Source organism: Thioalkalivibrio sp. ALE9, assembly GCF_000377445.1.
Taxonomy (GTDB): domain Bacteria; phylum Pseudomonadota; class Gammaproteobacteria; order Ectothiorhodospirales; family Ectothiorhodospiraceae; genus Thioalkalivibrio.
In genome coordinates, this window is the sequence record NZ_KB898130.1 from 70,268 (window position 1) to 87,716 (window position 17,449).

The 17,449-nt window shown below is 61.5% G+C and carries 17 protein-coding genes and 1 pseudogene; 6 read left to right on the forward strand and 12 right to left on the reverse strand.

The window, feature by feature from the left end:
• Positions 1 to 114: 114 nt before the first annotated feature.
• Positions 115 to 429: a hypothetical protein gene (locus D106_RS0111070; RefSeq protein WP_017940341.1), complete on the forward strand. Its 315-nt coding sequence runs from the start codon at positions 115 to 117 to the stop codon at positions 427 to 429.
• Positions 430 to 572: 143 nt separating this feature from the next.
• Here D106_RS0111070 and D106_RS0111075 read toward each other — a convergent pair whose 3' ends face one another.
• Positions 573 to 1,598, reverse strand: a complete 1,026-nt coding sequence (locus tag D106_RS0111075) for a transposase (protein ID WP_026280651.1) — start codon at positions 1,596 to 1,598, stop codon at positions 573 to 575.
• 72 nt (positions 1,599 to 1,670) lie between these two features.
• On the opposite strand from D106_RS0111075, the gene D106_RS0111080 reads away from it, so the two are divergent.
• Positions 1,671 to 2,228 (forward strand): tetratricopeptide repeat protein, encoded by a 558-nt coding sequence (locus tag D106_RS0111080; RefSeq protein WP_018880059.1) that lies wholly within the window; start codon positions 1,671 to 1,673, stop codon positions 2,226 to 2,228.
• A 262-nt stretch (positions 2,229 to 2,490) separates the two neighbouring features.
• On the opposite strand, the gene D106_RS0111085 is transcribed toward D106_RS0111080, so the two are convergent.
• The 7 genes and pseudogenes from D106_RS0111085 to D106_RS14880 all read right to left on the reverse strand — a co-directional run bounded on the left by D106_RS0111085 (position 2,491) and on the right by D106_RS14880 (position 6,476).
• Complete coding sequence (locus D106_RS0111085; RefSeq protein WP_018877646.1) at positions 2,491 to 2,766, reverse strand: BrnA antitoxin family protein; 276 nt, start codon at positions 2,764 to 2,766, stop codon at positions 2,491 to 2,493.
• A gap of 60 nt (positions 2,767 to 2,826) precedes the next feature.
• Positions 2,827 to 3,084, reverse strand: a complete 258-nt coding sequence (locus D106_RS0111090) for a DUF2442 domain-containing protein (protein WP_026182014.1) — start codon at positions 3,082 to 3,084, stop codon at positions 2,827 to 2,829.
• Positions 3,056 to 3,301: a DUF4160 domain-containing protein gene (locus tag D106_RS0111095; protein ID WP_018880060.1), complete on the reverse strand. Its 246-nt coding sequence runs from the start codon at positions 3,299 to 3,301 to the stop codon at positions 3,056 to 3,058. The genes D106_RS0111090 and D106_RS0111095 overlap by 29 nt, the downstream gene beginning before the upstream one ends.
• Before the next feature lie 25 nt (positions 3,302 to 3,326).
• Complete coding sequence (locus D106_RS0111100) at positions 3,327 to 4,352, reverse strand: transposase (protein ID WP_018880061.1); 1,026 nt, start codon at positions 4,350 to 4,352, stop codon at positions 3,327 to 3,329.
• A gap of 93 nt (positions 4,353 to 4,445) precedes the next feature.
• Positions 4,446 to 4,778, reverse strand: a pseudogene (locus D106_RS0111105) (hypothetical protein); the annotation flags it as partial.
• Between the two features lie 145 nt (positions 4,779 to 4,923).
• Positions 4,924 to 5,769 (reverse strand): hypothetical protein, encoded by an 846-nt coding sequence (locus D106_RS15095; protein WP_155986342.1) that lies wholly within the window; start codon positions 5,767 to 5,769, stop codon positions 4,924 to 4,926.
• Positions 5,770 to 5,867: 98 nt separating this feature from the next.
• Positions 5,868 to 6,476, reverse strand: a complete 609-nt coding sequence (locus tag D106_RS14880) for a hypothetical protein (protein ID WP_081620082.1) — start codon at positions 6,474 to 6,476, stop codon at positions 5,868 to 5,870.
• Positions 6,477 to 6,859: 383 nt separating this feature from the next.
• On the opposite strand from D106_RS14880, the gene D106_RS15100 reads away from it, so the two are divergent.
• Positions 6,860 to 7,738, forward strand: coding sequence for a DUF6731 family protein (locus tag D106_RS15100; RefSeq protein WP_155986344.1), 879 nt, complete (start codon positions 6,860 to 6,862; stop codon positions 7,736 to 7,738).
• 8 nt (positions 7,739 to 7,746) lie between these two features.
• Entirely contained in the window at positions 7,747 to 8,178 is a 432-nt protein-coding gene (locus D106_RS15105; RefSeq protein ID WP_155986346.1) for a hypothetical protein, read from the forward strand.
• Between the two features lie 83 nt (positions 8,179 to 8,261).
• On the opposite strand, the gene D106_RS15110 is transcribed toward D106_RS15105, so the two are convergent.
• The 3 genes from D106_RS15110 to D106_RS0111125 all read right to left on the reverse strand — a co-directional run bounded on the left by D106_RS15110 (position 8,262) and on the right by D106_RS0111125 (position 13,599).
• Positions 8,262 to 9,212, reverse strand: a complete 951-nt coding sequence (locus tag D106_RS15110) for a hypothetical protein (protein ID WP_155986347.1) — start codon at positions 9,210 to 9,212, stop codon at positions 8,262 to 8,264.
• A 144-nt stretch (positions 9,213 to 9,356) separates the two neighbouring features.
• The gene (locus tag D106_RS0111120; RefSeq protein WP_018877654.1) at positions 9,357 to 10,595 is read right to left on the reverse strand and encodes a ribonucleotide-diphosphate reductase subunit beta; all 1,239 of its coding nucleotides are present in this window, start codon (positions 10,593 to 10,595) and stop codon (positions 9,357 to 9,359) included.
• Between the two features lie 109 nt (positions 10,596 to 10,704).
• Positions 10,705 to 13,599, reverse strand: coding sequence for a ribonucleoside-diphosphate reductase subunit alpha (locus tag D106_RS0111125; protein WP_018880065.1), 2,895 nt, complete (start codon positions 13,597 to 13,599; stop codon positions 10,705 to 10,707).
• Positions 13,600 to 14,127: 528 nt separating this feature from the next.
• On the opposite strand from D106_RS0111125, the gene trxB reads away from it, so the two are divergent.
• On the forward strand, positions 14,128 to 15,246 hold the full coding sequence (gene trxB / locus D106_RS0111130; RefSeq protein ID WP_026280652.1) for a thioredoxin-disulfide reductase: 1,119 nt from the start codon (positions 14,128 to 14,130) through the stop codon (positions 15,244 to 15,246).
• A gap of 4 nt (positions 15,247 to 15,250) precedes the next feature.
• Complete coding sequence (locus tag D106_RS0111135; RefSeq protein ID WP_018880067.1) at positions 15,251 to 16,489, forward strand: GNAT family N-acetyltransferase; 1,239 nt, start codon at positions 15,251 to 15,253, stop codon at positions 16,487 to 16,489.
• A gap of 116 nt (positions 16,490 to 16,605) precedes the next feature.
• Here the strand turns inward: D106_RS0111135 and D106_RS0111140 are convergent.
• Positions 16,606 to 17,449, reverse strand: an 844-nt coding sequence (locus tag D106_RS0111140; RefSeq protein WP_018880068.1) for an IS110 family transposase, incomplete at its 5' end; no start/stop codon positions are given.

Sequence of the window (17,449 nt, forward strand, 5' to 3'; positions counted from 1 at the left end):
TGGTTTTAACATATGCTTGTAAAAAGCCCGTGGGCCTGCCGCTGCGAGTCAGTGGGCACCGAACGCCATGGTCTGGGGGAGCATTCCTGTCGCTCCCAGCAAGGAGACACCGCCATGAACATCCGCTTCACCCTTGCCCTGCTGTTCCTGATCTCGCTTCCGCTCGCCGTTAGCGGCTGCGCATCCACCTCCCAGCCGAACACACCGGAAGCACTCGCTTCCGAAGATGCGCTCGCCCAGATCCTGTTCGATTACGAGGCGGACGCCTTCACCGCCTACAACATGCGCCGCAACGGCACCGTCGATATCACCTTCGCACGCGACGTCCCGGACGGCCTGTACAGCCAGATGGTGGATGACCTGCGAGCCCACCCGGACATCCGCAACGTCCGCTCGGCACGCACCGGCCCCGCCTGCGGCCTGTTCTAGCCCAATGCGTCGGTGCCCCCGGGCGCCGGCGCTATGGGCGCACCGACCCACGAAGCCACATCGCATCAATCCAGGCTGTCTCCATCGTCTGTCGCAAGAAATCATGGCTGTCCCTTTCTTCGGTCCCCTGAAACCGGGCTGGTTCAACGACAACCGGCCGGCGCCAGAAACATCCGAACCGATATCCCCACACCCTTGATGCTGCGACGGCCGAGCTGCCTCACCGCCTCGCGAAAACGCTCCACGTGCCCCAGGGCCGCTACATGGTGCGACCTCTGTCCCCTTCCGACATGCCGCAGGAAATGCACTGGATCGATCCCTAGACGTTCCAGGATCGGCGGAATGGATTCCGGGATGGCCCCCCGCTTGTCCTCGCGGATCGCGCGACCGGTCCAGTCCACCAGTTCCAGGTAGTCCTCCGTGGTAAAGGCCACCGCGTTGCCATGCGGATCGTCGCCTTCCAGGCCCAATACGGTCAGGCGAGGCTCGTCGCCCTCACACGCTGGACCTCCTTGCTCCTGGCCCTCCCGGGCCAGCGCCCGGATACGCTGCTGAATCGAGGTGAAATCGGAAGCCTCGGGTGTATCCGCCATCCCGGCGCGCACCGGGTTCAGATCCACGTAGCTCATACAGGTCAGCACCGCCGCGTCGTCCAGCAGCGCCTGGCTCTTGTAGCGGCCTTCCCAGAAGCGGCCCTTGCAGCCATCCTCCTCATTCGCGCGCCGAGCCAGATGCTCGTTCAGGCTGCGCATGAACCACGAAAGGTCCTGCAAGCGCTCCCGCCACAGGGCGATCTGCGCCTCCGCCCTCTCGCGTTCGGCCACCGTGCTCGTCTGCCCCGCCCGGTACCGCACCACCAGCAGCGGCAACGAAAACAAGCGCTCCCAGCGCTCCATCACCTCGCCCTCGCTCCACGCCGTCGCGCGGTCTGAATCCAAGCGCACCACCAGGTGATAGTGGTTCGACATCACCGCGTACGCACACACATCCACAGCAAACACGCCCTGCAGCTCGCACAGCCGCTCCAGCACCCAGCCACGCCGGTGCTCGTGGTTACGTCCCGAATAGGAATCCTCGCCACACAGGAACGCGCGGCGCACACAGCGACAAATACAGTGGTAATACGGCGTCGTCTCGACCGAGACGAGCTCCTTCCTGGCTCGCGTCATCTCCGGACCCTCCCTGGTCCATAAGCTCCCCTGAAACCTAGTCCGGCCGTCCCAGGCCGTCAAGAATCATGGGTGTCCTCTTCTTTCGGCGTCCATTGGGCCGAGGGCCTGAGCTGGTACGCCCGCGGCCTGGGCGCGGTCAACACCGGCGATCTGGAAACCGCCCGCGAGGCCGAGCAGCGGCTGGCGAACCTGGCCGAAGGAGCCGAATCGGCCCCTGACGACCGCTTCCCGGTCTACATCGAGGCCGACCGGCACATCCTCGCCGGCTTCATCGCGCATACCGAAGGCGACCACGAGCGTGCTGTCGAACTGTTGCGCACGGCCGGCGAGCTCGAGTCCTCGGTGGAGAAACACCCGGTGAGCCCGGGCGCACTGTTTCCACCCTACGAGGCGCTCGGCGAGCTGCTGCTCGCACTGGACCGCCCGGACGAGGCGCTAACCGCGTTCGAGCAGTCCGACGGCATGTGGCCGGGACGTTACAACACGCTCTTCGGTGCCGTTCGTGCCGCCGAGGCAGCGGGTGATGCGGATGCGGCGGCACGCTGGGCGGCGCGGCTGCTGGAGATTGCGCCGAACACCGAGCGCAACACCATCGACCGAGCCCAGGTGTTGGCACGCCACGACTGAGCCGGTAGCCGCGCTCGCGGTGTGATGCCTCGAGGCCATCAATGCCTGGGACTCGGCGACGAGCCAGACCGGCCGCTGCTACGGTGAGAAACCCAACTGAGAGACAGCGGCCGGTCGCCCGCCACAGGCTTGACGAAGACAAGAATCATGGGTGTCCTCTTCTTCTGCGGTTCGTGGCCAAAGAACCCATTCCAAGCCTCCAACAACTCCGGTTGCCGACGCTCGACAACCCCCGTATCTCCTCGCCCCGCTGTCATCGCCGTTAGCCCTTTTTGCGGGCCTCGTCCACGTCGTCCGCCAGCCACGCCTTGATCAGGGATTGGTAGGGCATGTCACGCTTGTTGGCTTCGATCTTGATGCGGTCGAGGAGCGACTCCGGCAAGCGCAGGGAGATCGTCCGGGTAGAAGGCTTGAGATTCGGGAGCTCAACCGCCGCGGCGCGGTTCCAATCGACGTAGTCGCTGGAATCATGACTCTCCCAGAACGCCCGCTCTTCTACCTCGTCCTGGAACTCAGGAATCTTCTTGGTCTTGCTCATAGATGGCTCGCTCGAAAGGTGACAAAAGGTCGAAAATATCGGCCCCTAGTCCAGTAAGCCTCAGCGGGCGGGTGCCGGTGCGCCTCGCAGCAATCCTTCGGTGCTGAGGTCTTCGTCGAGTTCAGGCCAGTGGATTCCGTAGCCCCCGCCACAGATCTCCCAGGTCCGGAGCTGCTCGGGTGTTGCGTGCGCCAGACGCGGGTACCACTCGAGCGGGACCGAAATCCGTCGACCGTCCATCAGGCCGACCACCAGGTCATGCTCGGTGAAATCCACGGAGGCAACACGCTCATCCGCGTTCGTGGCCAAAGAACCCATTCCAAGCCTCCAACAACTCCGGTTGCCGACGCTCGACAACCTCTCGAATCCGACGCAGCTCGTGCGCCGGAAACCCCATATTCCGCGCCAGCGCCACACGGCGCAACCAGAACTTTGCCGAGCACTTGCCCCGGTCTACATGGACGTGCGGCGGCTCGTCCGGCTCATGGCTGAACCAGTAGTAGCGGTAGGGTCCATCCCTGAACACCGTCGGCATTGAGGCCTCCCGCTAACCGAGGCAATCAACGGCACCCAGGTGATGCCAGGAACATCCGTCCCGAAACCCCGATGCCCTTGATACTTCGCCGGCCAAGCCGCCGGATCGCCGCACGCATGCGCTCGACACACCCCAGCGCCGCCACGTGGTGGATACCCCGCCCCCTGGCAATATGCCGGACGAACTGCGCCGGATCGATCTGCAGGCGTTCCAGAATTGGCGGGATATGCCCCGGGATGGCGCCGCGCTTGTCCTCCCGGATCGCGCGCCCGGCCCAGTCCACCAGCCCCAGGTAGTCCTCGGTCGTAAACACCACCGCATTGGCGTGCGGGTCAGCACCCTCCCCGCCCAGGACGGTCAGGCTGGGTTGGGCCTCGTCAGAAGCCTCCCTCTCCTGCTTGTCGCACTTGGAAGCCAACATTCGGATACGTTGCTGGATCGAAGTGAAATCGGACGCCTCGGGTGTGTCCGCCATCCCGGCGCGGACCGGGTTCAGATCCACGTAGCTCATGCACGTCAGCACGGCCGCATCGTCCAGTAGCGCCTGGCTCTTGTATCGGCCTTCCCAGAAGCGGCCCTTGCAGCCATCTTCCGCGTTCGCCCGCCGCGCCAGTGGTTCGTTCAGGCTGCGCATAAACCACGAAAGGTCCTGCAAGCGCTCCCGCCACAGGGCAATCTGCGCCTGCGCCCTCTCGCGCTCGGCCACCGTGCTCGTCTGCCCCGCCCGGTACCGTGCCACGAGAAGCGGCAGCGAGAACAACCGCTCCCAGCGCTCCATCACCTCGCCCTCGCTCCATGCCGCCGCCCGATCCGAATCCAGCCGCACCACCAGGTGATAGTGGTTCGACATCACCGCGTACGCACACACGTCCACGGCGAACACGTCCTGAAGCGCGCGCAGACGCTCCAGCACCCAGCCTCGGCGGTGCTCGTAGTTACGTCCAGAATAGGAATCCTCGCCGCACAGGAACGCGCGGCGCACACAGCGACAAATACAGTGGTAATACGGCGTCGTCTCGACCGAGACGAGCTCCTTCCTGGCTCGCGTCATCTTCGGACCCTCCCTGGTCCATGCACTCCCCACAAACCTAGACAGCCCGCCTCAGACCGTCAAGAAATCATGGGTGTCCCTTTCTTGCCGTCCCCCCGCCCGATAGCGGGCGACCAGCACCGGTAGCGAGAACAGCCGCGCCCAGCGCTCCATTACGTCGTCTTCGCTCCATGCAGCCGCCCGATCCGAATCCAGCCGCACCACCAGGTGATAGTGGTTCGACATCACCGCATACGCGCACACGTCCACCGCGAACACGCCCTGCAGCTCGCGCAAGCGCTCCAGCACCCAGCCGCGCCGGTGCTCGTAGTTCTTGCCCGAATAGGAATCCTCGCCACACAGGAACGCGCGGCGAACACAGCGACAAATACAGTGGTAATACGGCGTCGTCTCGACCGAGACGAGCTCCTTCCTGGCGCGCGTCATCTCCGGACCCTCCCTGGTCCATATACTCCCCACAAACCTAGACAGCCCGCCTCAGACCGTCAAGAAATCATGGGTGTCCTCTTCTTCGCCTTCTGCTCCCTGGTCCATGCACTCCCCACAAACCTAGACAGCACGCCTCAGACCGTCAAGAAATCATGGGTGTCCTCTTCTTCTTCTCAACCCTCACAACCAACTCATCTGGCGTTACGATAACAATACCGTACCGAGTTGATAACGCCTGCGCATTATGCGGTTCTAAGATGCTATTGAGTCCCCTGTTCGAGGCCGATACCGCTGAGTCATTCGTGCAAAAGTAGTCAACGTCATGTGCGATCGATGTCGCGATTGCGTCCGAATCGGCCCACTCAGCAATCAGCTCAGGGACTGCTCCTGCATCAGTTTCTTCGAGATGATGCAAGCCAGTGTGCCAGGGTTGTTGTTCACTCGTCCGGTTTGCCTCTCCGAGTGCCTTTAAACTTTTCAGCCCAAAGCCGCGAGCTTCCAACTCACGTGCAACTTCGCCATTTCTGTTGTTGAATTTATGGTACTCGTCCGAATCCGCGTAATTCAGAAAATACTTCTTGTCCTGAAGGAGTGGGCTATTTGGCCCGGCAATGCGCTTTGAACGAAGAATCCGAATGCCAATTCCGTACGCATCTTCGAGATGATCTCTAACCATCTGAATTTGCTCAGGCTGCGTAGTCTTGCTGGGACCGATAGAAAAACTCAGTTCAGCCGAATTAGGGGCTGAACTTGAATGAGAAGATTGGAAGTCAGGTGGTTCTGTAAGCCACCGCAGTCGATCCTTCCTAGGAATCTGCTCAAGCGTGAAAGTAGTTTCGCTTATGTACCCTCGCAACTTCCCGTCAGTGAGAAGTGCCCTAATGGCGCGAATTGACGCTATATCAGGCGCGTTAGGAAACATGTCCGGGCTGGCAACCCTTCTCCACACGTTTGAATCTAACGTAACTTTTGCGGTTTCGTTATGCACGACTTCTCCTTGACACCCAACGCCGCCAGCACGCGCGGCTTTGCAGTGAAGGCGAAGCCGGAACGGAAAAGCCGTCGCTGTGGTTGGCCTTGTGATGTTTATTTAGTTCTAACCTTTGGCCCAAAGAACTCTTCAACCTTAGCCGTAGCTTCAACTATTTTTTGGCTAAACTCATCTTCTTCAGACGCAAAATAGACAACCTTATCATTCTCTCTAACTCGCTCTGGGCTATTATCTACAGTAGTACCCGGACCGGCATAGGCCCCTTTCATCCAAAAATGAAGCCAAACTGCGCCGCGAAGATCACCGATTCGCTGTTGAATTTCATTAAAACTATACTGAGCCTCTTTACCCCAAATAACTTTCGCCTCAAGGCGAATCGTTTGTAGCTCTGCCCATTTCTCATTGAGGTGAGCCATTCGCTCGCTATAAATTCGTTGCTCTTCTTCAAGTCGGCGACCAGCTTCAACTTCCTCCTTGCTAAGATAAAGCATTGGATTTCTAACGGACTGAAGCGCTTGCTGGACTTCGTATGTCTTTAGTATTGCTTTCTTTGCAACCTCGTACTCACTTGCCCCCCGAAGCTGCCTCCGCCAAGTGAACAGCCCAAGCCCACCAATAGTAAGAGCACCAATCGTGCCGACAATTGAGACTACATCTTTCGTTAGTGACCAGTTTATTTCGCTTATGGTGATACAAAGATCCAATGCAGCCTCCTAGAAACATAACGCTTCCAACACGCGCAGCTTTGTAGTGGAGGCGAAGCCGCAACGAAAAAGCTGCCGCTGTGCTTGGCCTTGTTAGTCTTACAGCTTTCCAACCAAGAAATCATGGGTGTCGTCTTCTTTCTACAGACCGTCAAGAAATCATGGCTGTCCTCTTCTTCCCTCCCTGGTCCATGCACTCCCCCACAAACCTAGACAGCCCGCCTCAGACGATCAAGAAATCATGGGTGTCCTCTTCTTGCCTCCTCTTCTTGCCCCTTTGTTCTCCCGTAATGGCCTGCTAGATTGCATCTATAACCGAGGTTGCTGCAAACTACATTTCGAGGTTTCTTAGAATCATAAGACACGACCAACGAGAAAAAACTATGAGCAACGCATCTTTAAAATTCCACGCGTTTCGGATTTTTAGACCTGAAGGCACACCACCGTTGGAGCATTCTATTCAGCATGTCGCCAACCAGAGACAACTTGACCAGCGAGTTCGATCTATTGGAGGCAAGCGCATCCGCGCGGAAACAATCAGCTGGGACCGAGAAACCGAGGTCTATCTGATGGACATGGTATGGTTCAGGGAATCTCATGGGCCCGGGAAAGGTAGCCTCGACCGTCCGGTCGAGGGCCATGATTATAATCCCGATGAATACCCGACCGAAGACACTGCCGCTCTTTATGACCCTTCTTCCCGCCATTTAATCGTCCAATACAACCACCAAGGAGTTCGAGTTGGCGCCTTGCTCGATTATTTCGCGCGTTATAACACGAACCAAATTGGTGTATACGAACCGCAAATCCTTCTCGACGAACAAACGCACGAACGTTTCGCGAATAGAGTCGCATCGCGCCGCATTGACATTTCGATTGCACCACAAGAACTGACAGAAGAGGACTGGAATGACGATGTCGCTATCGGCCCGGCACTCCGGGCCAGCCATGCATCGAACGCCCGCCGCGCCAGTATTCAGCTTAGCATGGGCCACGAGAGCGGAACGTTATCTAGACGATTGGAGGATTCTCTGGAACGGATACAGAACCTCATCCAAAGGGGGCGTACGGAAGGCTTTCGACGCGTACACGTAGGGGTTCTAAACGAACTCGACGCATCTGTGGAAACCCTAGACTTGCTCAGTGAGCGCCTCACCTACGAACGCAGCATGGAACTGGACGAACATCGCAGAATACCCAGAAACGATAGATGGCAAGCGCTGAGAGCCGCATTCGATAGCTGGAAAGACAGGTTTGTATAGGGGCCACCATGACGTCCAGAACCTTTGAGAGGTTTTATCCAAAGCTAGGCGCCTTAGCCGCCCTGGCCATCTGGTGGTATTTGGATTTTCCTATACCCCCTGAGTCTAGCTTTAACATGGCGCTTATATCGTCCCTTACCCTAGCAGCAATCTTTACCGGGTTTGTCGGAACAGCAACTGCTGTAATAGTCGGGATGGATTCGCCAATTATGGAAAAGATAAGGAGGTCCACCGCAATAGCATCATTAACCAACTACATTACAGAAAGCATCGTAGCGGGTATCGCCGTTTCAGTGACGGCATTTTTACTATTTTTCTGGAACTACCCTCCACCACTCGTCATAACTGGAGCATGGATATTCTTTATCGCCCTGTTAACATTAACGTTTTACCGAATCAGTTACATACTGATAGGGTTCCTAGGAACTAAAAAGTGGTAACCTGATTCGTAGCGGTGTGTTTAATACGAAAGCTTCGCAACGACTCCATGCAGCGACCGCTCTCGCACGCCACCCCCTTCTCTTCAAAGTTCACTAGAATTTCCAACTGGAAACTTCGCGGATACTGCTGCCTCAACGCCCTCAACGAAACGGACAACCTCATTTAGGAGTGTTTCCACATCCTCTTCACAAACATCAACGACTTGACCATCTTTCGTCCTTCCACCTCTGTGGACGATGTCATGCCGAACTACAATGTGCTTCATAAGGGAATCGATGGGCGGAGTTTCTATGGATAACGCGACCGACATCAGCGGCACTACTTTGTCCAAACGATGCCAAACCTGGTTTTGAAGATACTCTTCCACATCTTCCTGCAAGCGGTCCATACGCTCAAATATCTGTGACACCGTTAGCTTGCGGTCTCTAAACTCTGGGCAGTTACATACAAAACTTCTAAACACATGCTGATTGCTAGCAAGCCAGTACGACATTGTGTCGGCCAAGTAAGCCTCTAATGCTGTAATCAGCGATGAGTAGAGAAGCTGACGAAATAGGGGCCTCTGAGGTTCGTCCACTGCAACACCTGCGAGTGCTTCGACCTCTTTGACTTGCCTATCAAATAACTGGCGGGGCTCGTCCCGCGCGCTTACCTCAAATTCAAACTCTGCATAGTAGTCTGGACGCGTATGGATTGGTGCCCAGTCGAGAACACCCTCCGATTCAACATCTTCTACTACTTCTAGGATCTCCCTCTCAGATACAATGGAGGCGAATCGATCTTCGAGTTCTTCGCGCGCATCATACGGCCCACCATGTATGTATAGATATCCGCCCTCGCTACTTATGTACGGTGTGTCGTTGGCAGGGTCCCAGTACCTGGTCAAAAACCATTGCCTCATAGCTAGGTGACGGAGGGCTGGGTGAGCCGCCACTAGCCATTTGTCGTCGGGTTCGAATCCAGTCCATGTGACCTCTCCAGCCTCGGGCGGCAGGCAGCGTTCAGGGTCGTCGATGTAGTCGTTGCATTCCATAGCGTTCGGTTCAGGTCTTAGCTCGCTTCGCTACCGTTGAGAAAAGAACCGCATGGTCAAATGTAGGTCACGCACTGGTCAGCGCCTCTATGATCTGAGGCGTGGCCATGTCCTAGCCTCTTCCCTTCGGCTCCCGTCGCCGCCTCAATCCCAGCTCAACGCCCCACCCGTTTGATACTCCGTAACCCGGGTCTCAAAGAAGTTCTTCTCCTTCTTCAGATCCAGCACCTCGCTCATCCAGGGGAACGGGTTGTCGGCACCCGGGTACAGCTCGGCCAGGCCGATCTGGGCGCAGCGGCGGTTGGCGATGAAGTGCAGGTATTCCTCGAACATCTGCGCGTTCATGCCGAGCACGCCGCGGGGCATGGTGTCGCGGGCGTACTGCGCCTCCAGCTCGACGGCATCCGAGATCAGTGTGCGCATTTCGTTCTTGAAGTCTTCGGTCCACAGGTGCGGGTTTTCGAGCTTGATCTGGTTGATCACGTCGATGCCGAAGTTCATGTGCATGGACTCGTCGCGCAGGATGTACTGGAACTGCTCGGCGACGCCGGTCATCTTGTTGCGCCGGCCCATGGAGAGGATCTGCACGAAGCCGACATAGAAGAAGATGCCCTCGAACACGACGTAGAAGGCGATCAGTTCGCGCAGCAGCTTCTGGTCCGCCTCCGGGGTGCCGGTGCGGAAGTTCGGGTCCGCCAGGTGCTTGGTGAACGGCAGGGCCCACTCGGCCTTGGTGGCCACGGAGGGCACCTCGCGGTACATGTTGAAGATCTCGCCTTCGTCCAAGCCCAGGGACTCCACGCAGTACTGGTAGGCGTGGGTGTGCAGCGCCTCCTCGAAGGCCTGGCGCAGCAGGTACTGGCGGCACTCGGGGTTGGTGATGTGGCGGTACACGGCCAGCACCAGGTTGTTCGCCACCAGCGAGTCGGCGGTGGAGAAGAAGCCCAGGTTGCGCTTGACGATGGTGCGCTCGTCCTCGGTCAGACCATTCGGGTCCTTCCACAGGGCGATGTCCGCGTTCATGTTGATTTCCTGCGGCATCCAGTGGTTGGCGCAGCCGTCCAGGTACTTCTGCCAGGCCCACTTGTACTTGAAGGGCACGAGCTGGTTGAGGTCCGCGTGGCAGTTGATGATCTTCTTGTCATCGACGCGAATGCGCTCGGCACCCATCTCCAGGTCTTCCAGACCGGTGCCGGTCAGGGCGTCTTCGTTCGGCTCGGCCAGCGGCTGGCCGGCGTTTTCCGGGTCCGGCGAGACGCTGGGTGCGGCGCCGGCGGTGCTCATCAGGGCTTCGTTCTCCTGAAAGCCCATGCCGGGGCGGACGGCGGGTTCTTTCTGGCCTTCGCCTTTGATGGCTGCGATCGGATCGTCCCAGGAAAGCATAGTGTCCCCTCTTCTTTTCGGTGGCGGCCCGGCGCGGTGGCCGGGCCTTTTGTTCAGTGCATGGTGATCGGTGCGTGCTGCGTATTCGGTGCCCGTGGGCGGGCCCGCCTTACTGGCAGGCCTCGCAGTCCGGGTCGAGGATGGAGCAGGCCTTGGGTGCTTCCGGCTCGGCCGCTTGCTGGCCGCCGGAGACGGCGTTCAGCTTGTTGGCGCGCGAGGAGTCGGCCACGGTGCTCTTTTCCACGTGGGTCGCGCCCATGGAGCGCAGGTAATAGGTCGTCTTCAGCCCGCGCACCCAGGCCAGCTTGTACAGGGCGTCCAGCTTGGGCCCGGAGGGCTCGGCCATGTAGAGGTTCAGGCTCTGCGCCTGGTCGATCCACTTCTGCCGGCGCGAGGCGGCCTCGACCAGCCAGCGGGTGTCCAGCTCGAACGCGGTGGCGTACAGGGCCTTGATGTCCTCCGGCACGCGATCCAGCGGCTGCACGGAGCCGTCGTAGTACTTGAGGTCATTGACCATCACCTCGTCCCACAGCTCGCGATCTTTCAGGTCGCGCACCAGGTACGGGTTGATCACGGTGAACTCGCCGGACAGGTTCGATTTGACGAACAGGTTCTGGTAGGTCGGCTCGATCGACTGGCTGACCCCGCAGATGTTGGAGATGGTCGCGGTCGGCGCGATCGCCATGGTGTTGGAGTTGCGCATGCCGACCTTCTTCACCCGCTTGCGCAGTTTGTCCCACTCCAGGCGCTGGGTGGTGTCCATCTGCAGGTAGTCGCCGCGGGTCTCGGCCAGCTTGTCGATCGAGTCGATCGGCAGGATGCCCTGGCTCCACAGGCTGCCGGGGAAGCTCTCGTAGCGCCCGCGTTCCTCGGCCAGGTCGGTCGAGGCCTTGATGGCGTAGTAGGAGACCGCCTCCATGGAGGTGTCGGCAAACTCCACCGCCGCCTCGGAGGCATACGGCACGCGCAGCTTGTACAGCGCGTCCTGGAAGCCCATGACCCCCAGCCCCACCGGGCGATGGCGCAGGTTGGAGCGACGCGCCTGCGGCACGGAGTAGTAGTTGTAGTCGATCACGTTGTCGAGCATGCGCATGGCGGTGTTCACGGTCTGCTCGAGCTTGGGCAGGTCGAGCTCGCCGGCCTCGTTCACATGCGCGGCCAGGTTGATCGAGCCCAGGTTGCACACCGCGATCTCGTCATCCGAGGTGTTCAGGGTGATCTCGGTGCAGAGATTCGAGCTGTGGACCACGCCGGTGTGTTGCTGCGGGCTTCGCAGGTTGCACGGGTCCTTGAAGGTCATCCACGGATGGCCGGTCTCGAACAGCATGCCGAGCATCTTCCGCCACAGGTCCACGGCCTTCATGGTCTTGTGCACGCGCAGCTCGCCGCGCGCGGCCTTCTCTTCGTATTCGCAGTAGCGCTTCTCGAACTCGGCGCCGACCAGGTCGTGCAGGTCCGGGGTCTCGTTCGGGGAGAACAGGGTCCAGTCGCCGTCCTCGGCCACGCGCTTCATGAACAGGTCCGGGATCCAGTTGGCGCTGTTCATGTCGTGGGTGCGACGGCGGTCGTCGCCGGTGTTCTTGCGCAGCTCGATGAACTCCTCGACATCGATGTGCCAGGTCTCGAGATAGGCGCAGACCGCACCCTTGCGCTTGCCGCCCTGGTTCACGGCCACGGCGGTGTCGTTGGCGACCTTGAGGAACGGGACCACGCCCTGCGACTTGCCGTTGGTGCCCTTGATGTGGGCGCCCATGCCGCGCACGCGGGTCCAGTCGTTGCCCAGGCCGCCGGCAAACTTGGACAGCAGCGCGTTGTCGCGGATGGCGCTGTAGATGCCGTCCAGGTCGTCCGGGACGCTGGTCAGGTAGCAGCTGGAGAGCTGCGGGCGCAGCGTGCCGGAGTTGAACAGCGTCGGCGTGGAGCTCATGAAGTCGAACGAGCTCAGCAGGTTGTAGAACTCGATCGCGCGCGCCTCGCGGTCGATCTCGTTGATCGCCAGGCCCATCGCCACACGCATGAAGAACGCCTGCGGCAGCTCGAAGCGCGTGCCGTCAGAATGGATGAAGTAGCGGTCGTACAGGGTCTGCAGGCCCAGATAGGTGAACTGCAGGTCGCGCTCGGGCTTGATCGCCGCGCCCAGCTTGTCGAGGTCGTAGCGGGTCAGCTCGCTGTCGACCAGCTCCAGATCGGCGGCGCGGCGGATGTAGGCACCGAAGTACTCGGCGTAGCGCTCGGCCAGCTGCGCCTGGGTGGCCTCTTCCGGGCGGCCGTGCACAAAGCTCAGGGCCTCGCGGCGCAGGGCGTCCATCAGCAGCCGCGCGGTGACCTCGGAGTAGTTCGGCTCCTTCTCGATCATCACGCGGGCGGCCATCACCAGCGCGGTGGCCACGTCCTTCTCGGCGACGCCGTCGAACAGGTTGCGGCGCGCCTCGGTCAGGATCTTCTGGCCGTCCACGTGCTCGATGCCGTCACAGGCCTCGGCGACCACCGCCTGCAGGCGCGCCTCGTCCAGCGGGGCCTGGGTGCCGTCGGCGCGGGTCACGTTCAGGCTGGCGGCAGCCTCCTGCTCTTCCGGGGACTGCTCGGCGGCCTCGGCGGCGCGCTTCTGCGCCTGCTGCTCGCGATAGATCACGTAGGCCCGCGCGACCTTGTGGTGGCCACCGCGCATCAGGGCCAGTTCCACCTGGTCCTGGATATCCTCGATATGCACCGTCATGCCCTGGGTGCCGGCGCGGCGGAACAGGCTGTCCACCACCTGCCCGGCCACTTCCCTGGACACCTCGTGGATGCGGCGGCTGGCCGCGGCGTTGCCGCCCTCCACCGCGAGGAAGGCCTTGGTCACCGCGACCTCGATCTTGGAGGCATCGAAGCCCGTGACCTTGCCGTTACGGCGAATCACCTGGTGCTGGCCCGGGCTGGTCGCCAGGACCTCGGCCGACGGTTCGGCCTGCGGCGGGTACTGGGTGCCCTCGGGGGCTACGGCGGTGTAGGGTTCGCTGTTCATGACGGCCTCGCGCTGGTGTTGGATCGAACGTGAAGTACTATAGATCGGGGATCCGGAACTGCATAGCCACTAGATATAGTGGTTCGCAAAAGAACAAGCCGCGCACAACCCGTGAGCAAGCTGTGGATAAAAACGGCAATTCCCCGTCCTGCCGCCGTTCCCGGAGGGGCGCCCGGGTTATCCACCAAACGCCGATGTAGTGACTGCCCGGCCCGCGATCCGGCCCGCGCGATCATGAAAATGTTTTATCGACCGCGATTAACCAAATGCGTCCCGCCCTCCCAGCCGGCGCGGCGTTCCCCCGGTGCCCGTGACCGCGTTGGACAAAGCCGTCCGGCCTCCCAATAATCCCCGCCATATCGATCCCCGATCCGGGATGGCCCGCCAGCTGTGGGCGCACCCCGGATCCCGCTACCCGATTCATGGAACCCGGGCCCACGCCCGACGATCCGGTATCGTGTGCAGGACTCGCAGGGACGGCCCCGCCGCCCCCGCCACGGAATTCATTGTTGCGAGATGGAGAGCGCCATGAGCGACGCCAAGAAGTCCAAGAAGGACAAGAAGAAGAACGCATCCGGCAAGGCCCAGGCCGAGACCCCGAAGATGGCCAGCGCCACCGGGGCCGTGCAGGCCGCTACCGGCGCCGTCCAGCTGGGCGGCGCCACCGAGTCCGAACCGAAAAAGGGCGGCAGCGGCAAGGAAGCGCGCCACTGCCCGCTCTTGATCCTGGGCTCCGGCCCGGCCGGCTGGACCGCCGCGGTCTACGCCGCGCGCGCCAACCTGAACCCGGTCGTGATCACCGGCCTGGAACAGGGCGGCCAGCTGATGACCACCACCGACGTGGACAACTGGCCCGGCGACAACGAGGGCGTGCAGGGCCCCGAACTGATGCAGCGCATGCAGAAGCATGCCGAGCGCTTCGACACCGAGGTGATCTTCGATCACATCCACACGGTGCAGCTGAAGGACAAGCCCTACCGCCTGATCGGCGACTCCGGGGAATACACCTGTGATGCCCTGATCATCTGCACCGGGGCCTCCGCGCAGTACCTGGGGCTGGAGTCCGAGACCACCTTCGCCGGCAAGGGTGTCTCCGCCTGCGCGACCTGCGACGGCTTCTTCTACCGCAACCAGAAGGTCGCGGTGATCGGCGGCGGCAACACCGCCGTGGAAGAGGCCCTGTACCTGTCGAACATCGCCTCCGAGGTGGTGCTGGTGCACCGACGCGATGCCCTGCGCGCGGAGAAGATCCTGCAGGACAAGCTGTTCGAGAAGGAAAAGAACGGCAACGTCACCATCGAGTGGAACCACACCCTGGACGAGATCCTCGGCGACGCGACCGGCGTGACCGGTGCCCGCCTGAAGCACGCCCAGAGCGGCGAGACGAAGGAGATCGACGTGATGGGCGTGTTCATCGCGATCGGCCACAAGCCGAACACCGACATCTTCCAGGGCCAGCTGGACATGGAGGGCGGCTACATCAAGGTGCAAAGCGGCCTGGAAGGCAACGCCACCGCGACCTCCGTACCGGGCGTGTTTGCCGCCGGCGACGTGATGGACCATGTCTACCGCCAGGCGGTCACCTCCGCCGGCACCGGCTGCATGGCCGCACTGGACGCGGAGAAATACCTGGACAAGCTCGGTTGATCACGTGAGCGCCGAGGGCGATACCCAGGCACCGCACCCGCCGGAGAACGACTCGGGCGACGCGCCCGAACGTGTCGAACTGCGCGACGGCCTGGCCGACGTGGACCCGGCCGCCTGGGATGCCCTCACTGGCGGCACCGAGCCGTTCCTGCGCCACGCCTTCCTGGAAGGCCTGGAACGCCACGAGTGCCTAGGCCGCCAGTTCGGCTGGTTCCCGCAGCACGTGCTGATCTTCCGCGACGACCAGCTCGTCGCGGCCGCGCCGGCCTACGCCAAGACCAACAACTACGGCGAGTTCGTGTTCGACTTCGCCTGGGAGAGCGCGTGGAACCGCCAGGGGCTTAACTACTACCCCAAGCTGGTCGTCTCCGTGCCCTACACCCCCGCCACCGGGCCGCGCCTGCTGGTGCACCCGGAGGCGCCGGACTTCGATCACCTGCGCACCCTGCTCGTGCGCGCCCTGGTCACCCGCGGGCGCGAACTGAATGCCTCGGGCGTGAACATCCTGTTCCCCAACCAGGATGATCTGGACGTGACCCGCGAACTGGGCTTGGCCAAGCGCATGGGCTGCCAGTACCACTGGACCAACGCGGACTACGCAAGCTTCGACGACTTCCTGGCCGCGCTCAGCTCGAAAAAGCGCAAGAACATCAAGCGCGAACGCCGCCGCGTCAATGAGGCCGGCATCGAGTTCCGCACGCTGACCGGGGCCACCGGATCGCCCGAGGACTGGGCGCGCTTCCACCGCTTCTACGTCGACACCTTCGAGAAGCACATGGGCATCCCGACGCTGTCGGAGGCCTTTTTTGTGGAAACGGCCGCGGCGCTGGCCGATCAGGTGGTGCTGTTCGAGGCCCGACGACCCGGCGCGGCGGGCGACGACGAGACCATCGCCGCCGCCCTTTGCTATCGCAGCCACGACACCCTGTACGGGCGCTTCTGGGGCTGCACCGAGGAGCTGGCCGACCTGCACTTCGAGACCTGCTACTACCAGGGCATCGAATTCTGCATCCACGAAGGACTGGCCCGCTTCGAGCCCGGCGCCCAGGGCGAACACAAGATCCCGCGCGGCTTCCTGCCCACGCCCACCTACTCCGCCCACATGATCCTGACCGAGGGCTTCGACCAGCCCGTACGCGACTTCTGCGAACGCGAGGCCCAGATGATGCAGGCCCACTGCGAACGCCTGCACGAACACTCGCCCTACCGGCAGGCCCAACCCAACGATGCACCTCGCGCCTGAACCATCCCCTGTAGGAGGCCAGCCCTCTGGCCGATGGGGCCTATCCCTGCGCCCCATCGCGCAGGGGGCTGCGCTCCTACAACACCCCGCACGCCGGACCCAACCCGTAGGAGATTCTATGTCTCTCCACAAGGGGTCTTAGGTTGGTAATCGGTCTGATTGTTCATCAGGGCGAAGGCGAGGCGCGCCAGCTTGCGAGCCAAGGCATTCAGCGCCTGGGTCGTCGCCAGGCCACGGTCCAGGCAGCGCTGGTAGTAGTCGCTCCAGGCGGGTTTGGACTTGGCCTGCATCGCGGCCAGATAGAGCAGCCGTCGCAACTCTGGATCGCCCTGTTTGGTGAGTTTGCGCTGCCCCCGTTTTGTGCCGGAGTCGCGGATGCGGACATCCAGCCCCAGGAAGGCGACGAACGCATCACTGTTGCGGAAGGCCCCCCGCTGGAACGCCATGGTCAGGCCTGCCGCGGTGAGCGGACCGACGCCCTCGATCTGCTGGCAGCGCCGGGCGTGATCCGACCAGCCGGCGCGACCGACCGTCTCGCGCAGCACACGCTGGAGCACGGCATCCAGCCGGCCGATCTCCCGGAGCAGATCCTTCAGGTTGGACTGCAGTTCGGGTACACCTCGCAGACTCTGTTCCAGCATGACCCGTGCCCGTACCAGCGTGGCACGCCGGCGCAGCAGCTTCTGCAGGGTCCGGTAGCCCTCGGGCGGCGGTGTCCAGGGGCGCAGTTCGTCCTGCTCGCGTTGCAGATAACGCACCAGCAACCGGGCATCCCCGGCATCGGTCTTGGCCCGGCCACCGATGCTCTCGCGGTAGCGATTGAGGCGATAGCCATTGACCAGATACACCCGGTGGCCCTGATGATGAGCCTCCAGCGCCAGGGCCAGGTGATAGTCGTTGGTGGCTTCCAGGGCGAAGTCGGCCGGACCCTCCAGGCTACGGACCCAGCGACGGATCGCC

Bases quoted from the DNA above. Each gene is read 5' to 3' on its own strand.
- trxB (WP_026280652.1), top strand. From the start codon at position 14,128: ATGAGCGACGCCAAGAAGTCCAAGAAGGACAAGAAGAAGAACGCATCC.
- D106_RS0111085 (WP_018877646.1), bottom strand. From the start codon at position 2,766: ATGAGCAAGACCAAGAAGATTCCTGAGTTCCAGGACGAGGTAGAAGAG.
- D106_RS0111125 (WP_018880065.1), bottom strand. From the start codon at position 13,599: ATGAACAGCGAACCCTACACCGCCGTAGCCCCCGAGGGCACCCAGTAC.
- D106_RS15105 (WP_155986346.1), top strand. From the start codon at position 7,747: ATGACGTCCAGAACCTTTGAGAGGTTTTATCCAAAGCTAGGCGCCTTA.
- D106_RS0111100 (WP_018880061.1), bottom strand. From the start codon at position 4,352: ATGACGCGAGCCAGGAAGGAGCTCGTCTCGGTCGAGACGACGCCGTAT.
- D106_RS0111120 (WP_018877654.1), bottom strand. From the start codon at position 10,595: ATGCTTTCCTGGGACGATCCGATCGCAGCCATCAAAGGCGAAGGCCAG.
- D106_RS0111075 (WP_026280651.1), bottom strand. From the start codon at position 1,598: ATGACGCGAGCCAGGAAGGAGCTCGTCTCGGTCGAGACGACGCCGTAT.
- D106_RS0111090 (WP_026182014.1), bottom strand. From the start codon at position 3,084: ATGGGTTCTTTGGCCACGAACGCGGATGAGCGTGTTGCCTCCGTGGAT.
- D106_RS15110 (WP_155986347.1), bottom strand. From the start codon at position 9,212: ATGGAATGCAACGACTACATCGACGACCCTGAACGCTGCCTGCCGCCC.
- D106_RS0111095 (WP_018880060.1), bottom strand. From the start codon at position 3,301: ATGCCGACGGTGTTCAGGGATGGACCCTACCGCTACTACTGGTTCAGC.
- D106_RS15100 (WP_155986344.1), top strand. From the start codon at position 6,860: ATGAGCAACGCATCTTTAAAATTCCACGCGTTTCGGATTTTTAGACCT.
- D106_RS0111070 (WP_017940341.1), top strand. From the start codon at position 115: ATGAACATCCGCTTCACCCTTGCCCTGCTGTTCCTGATCTCGCTTCCG.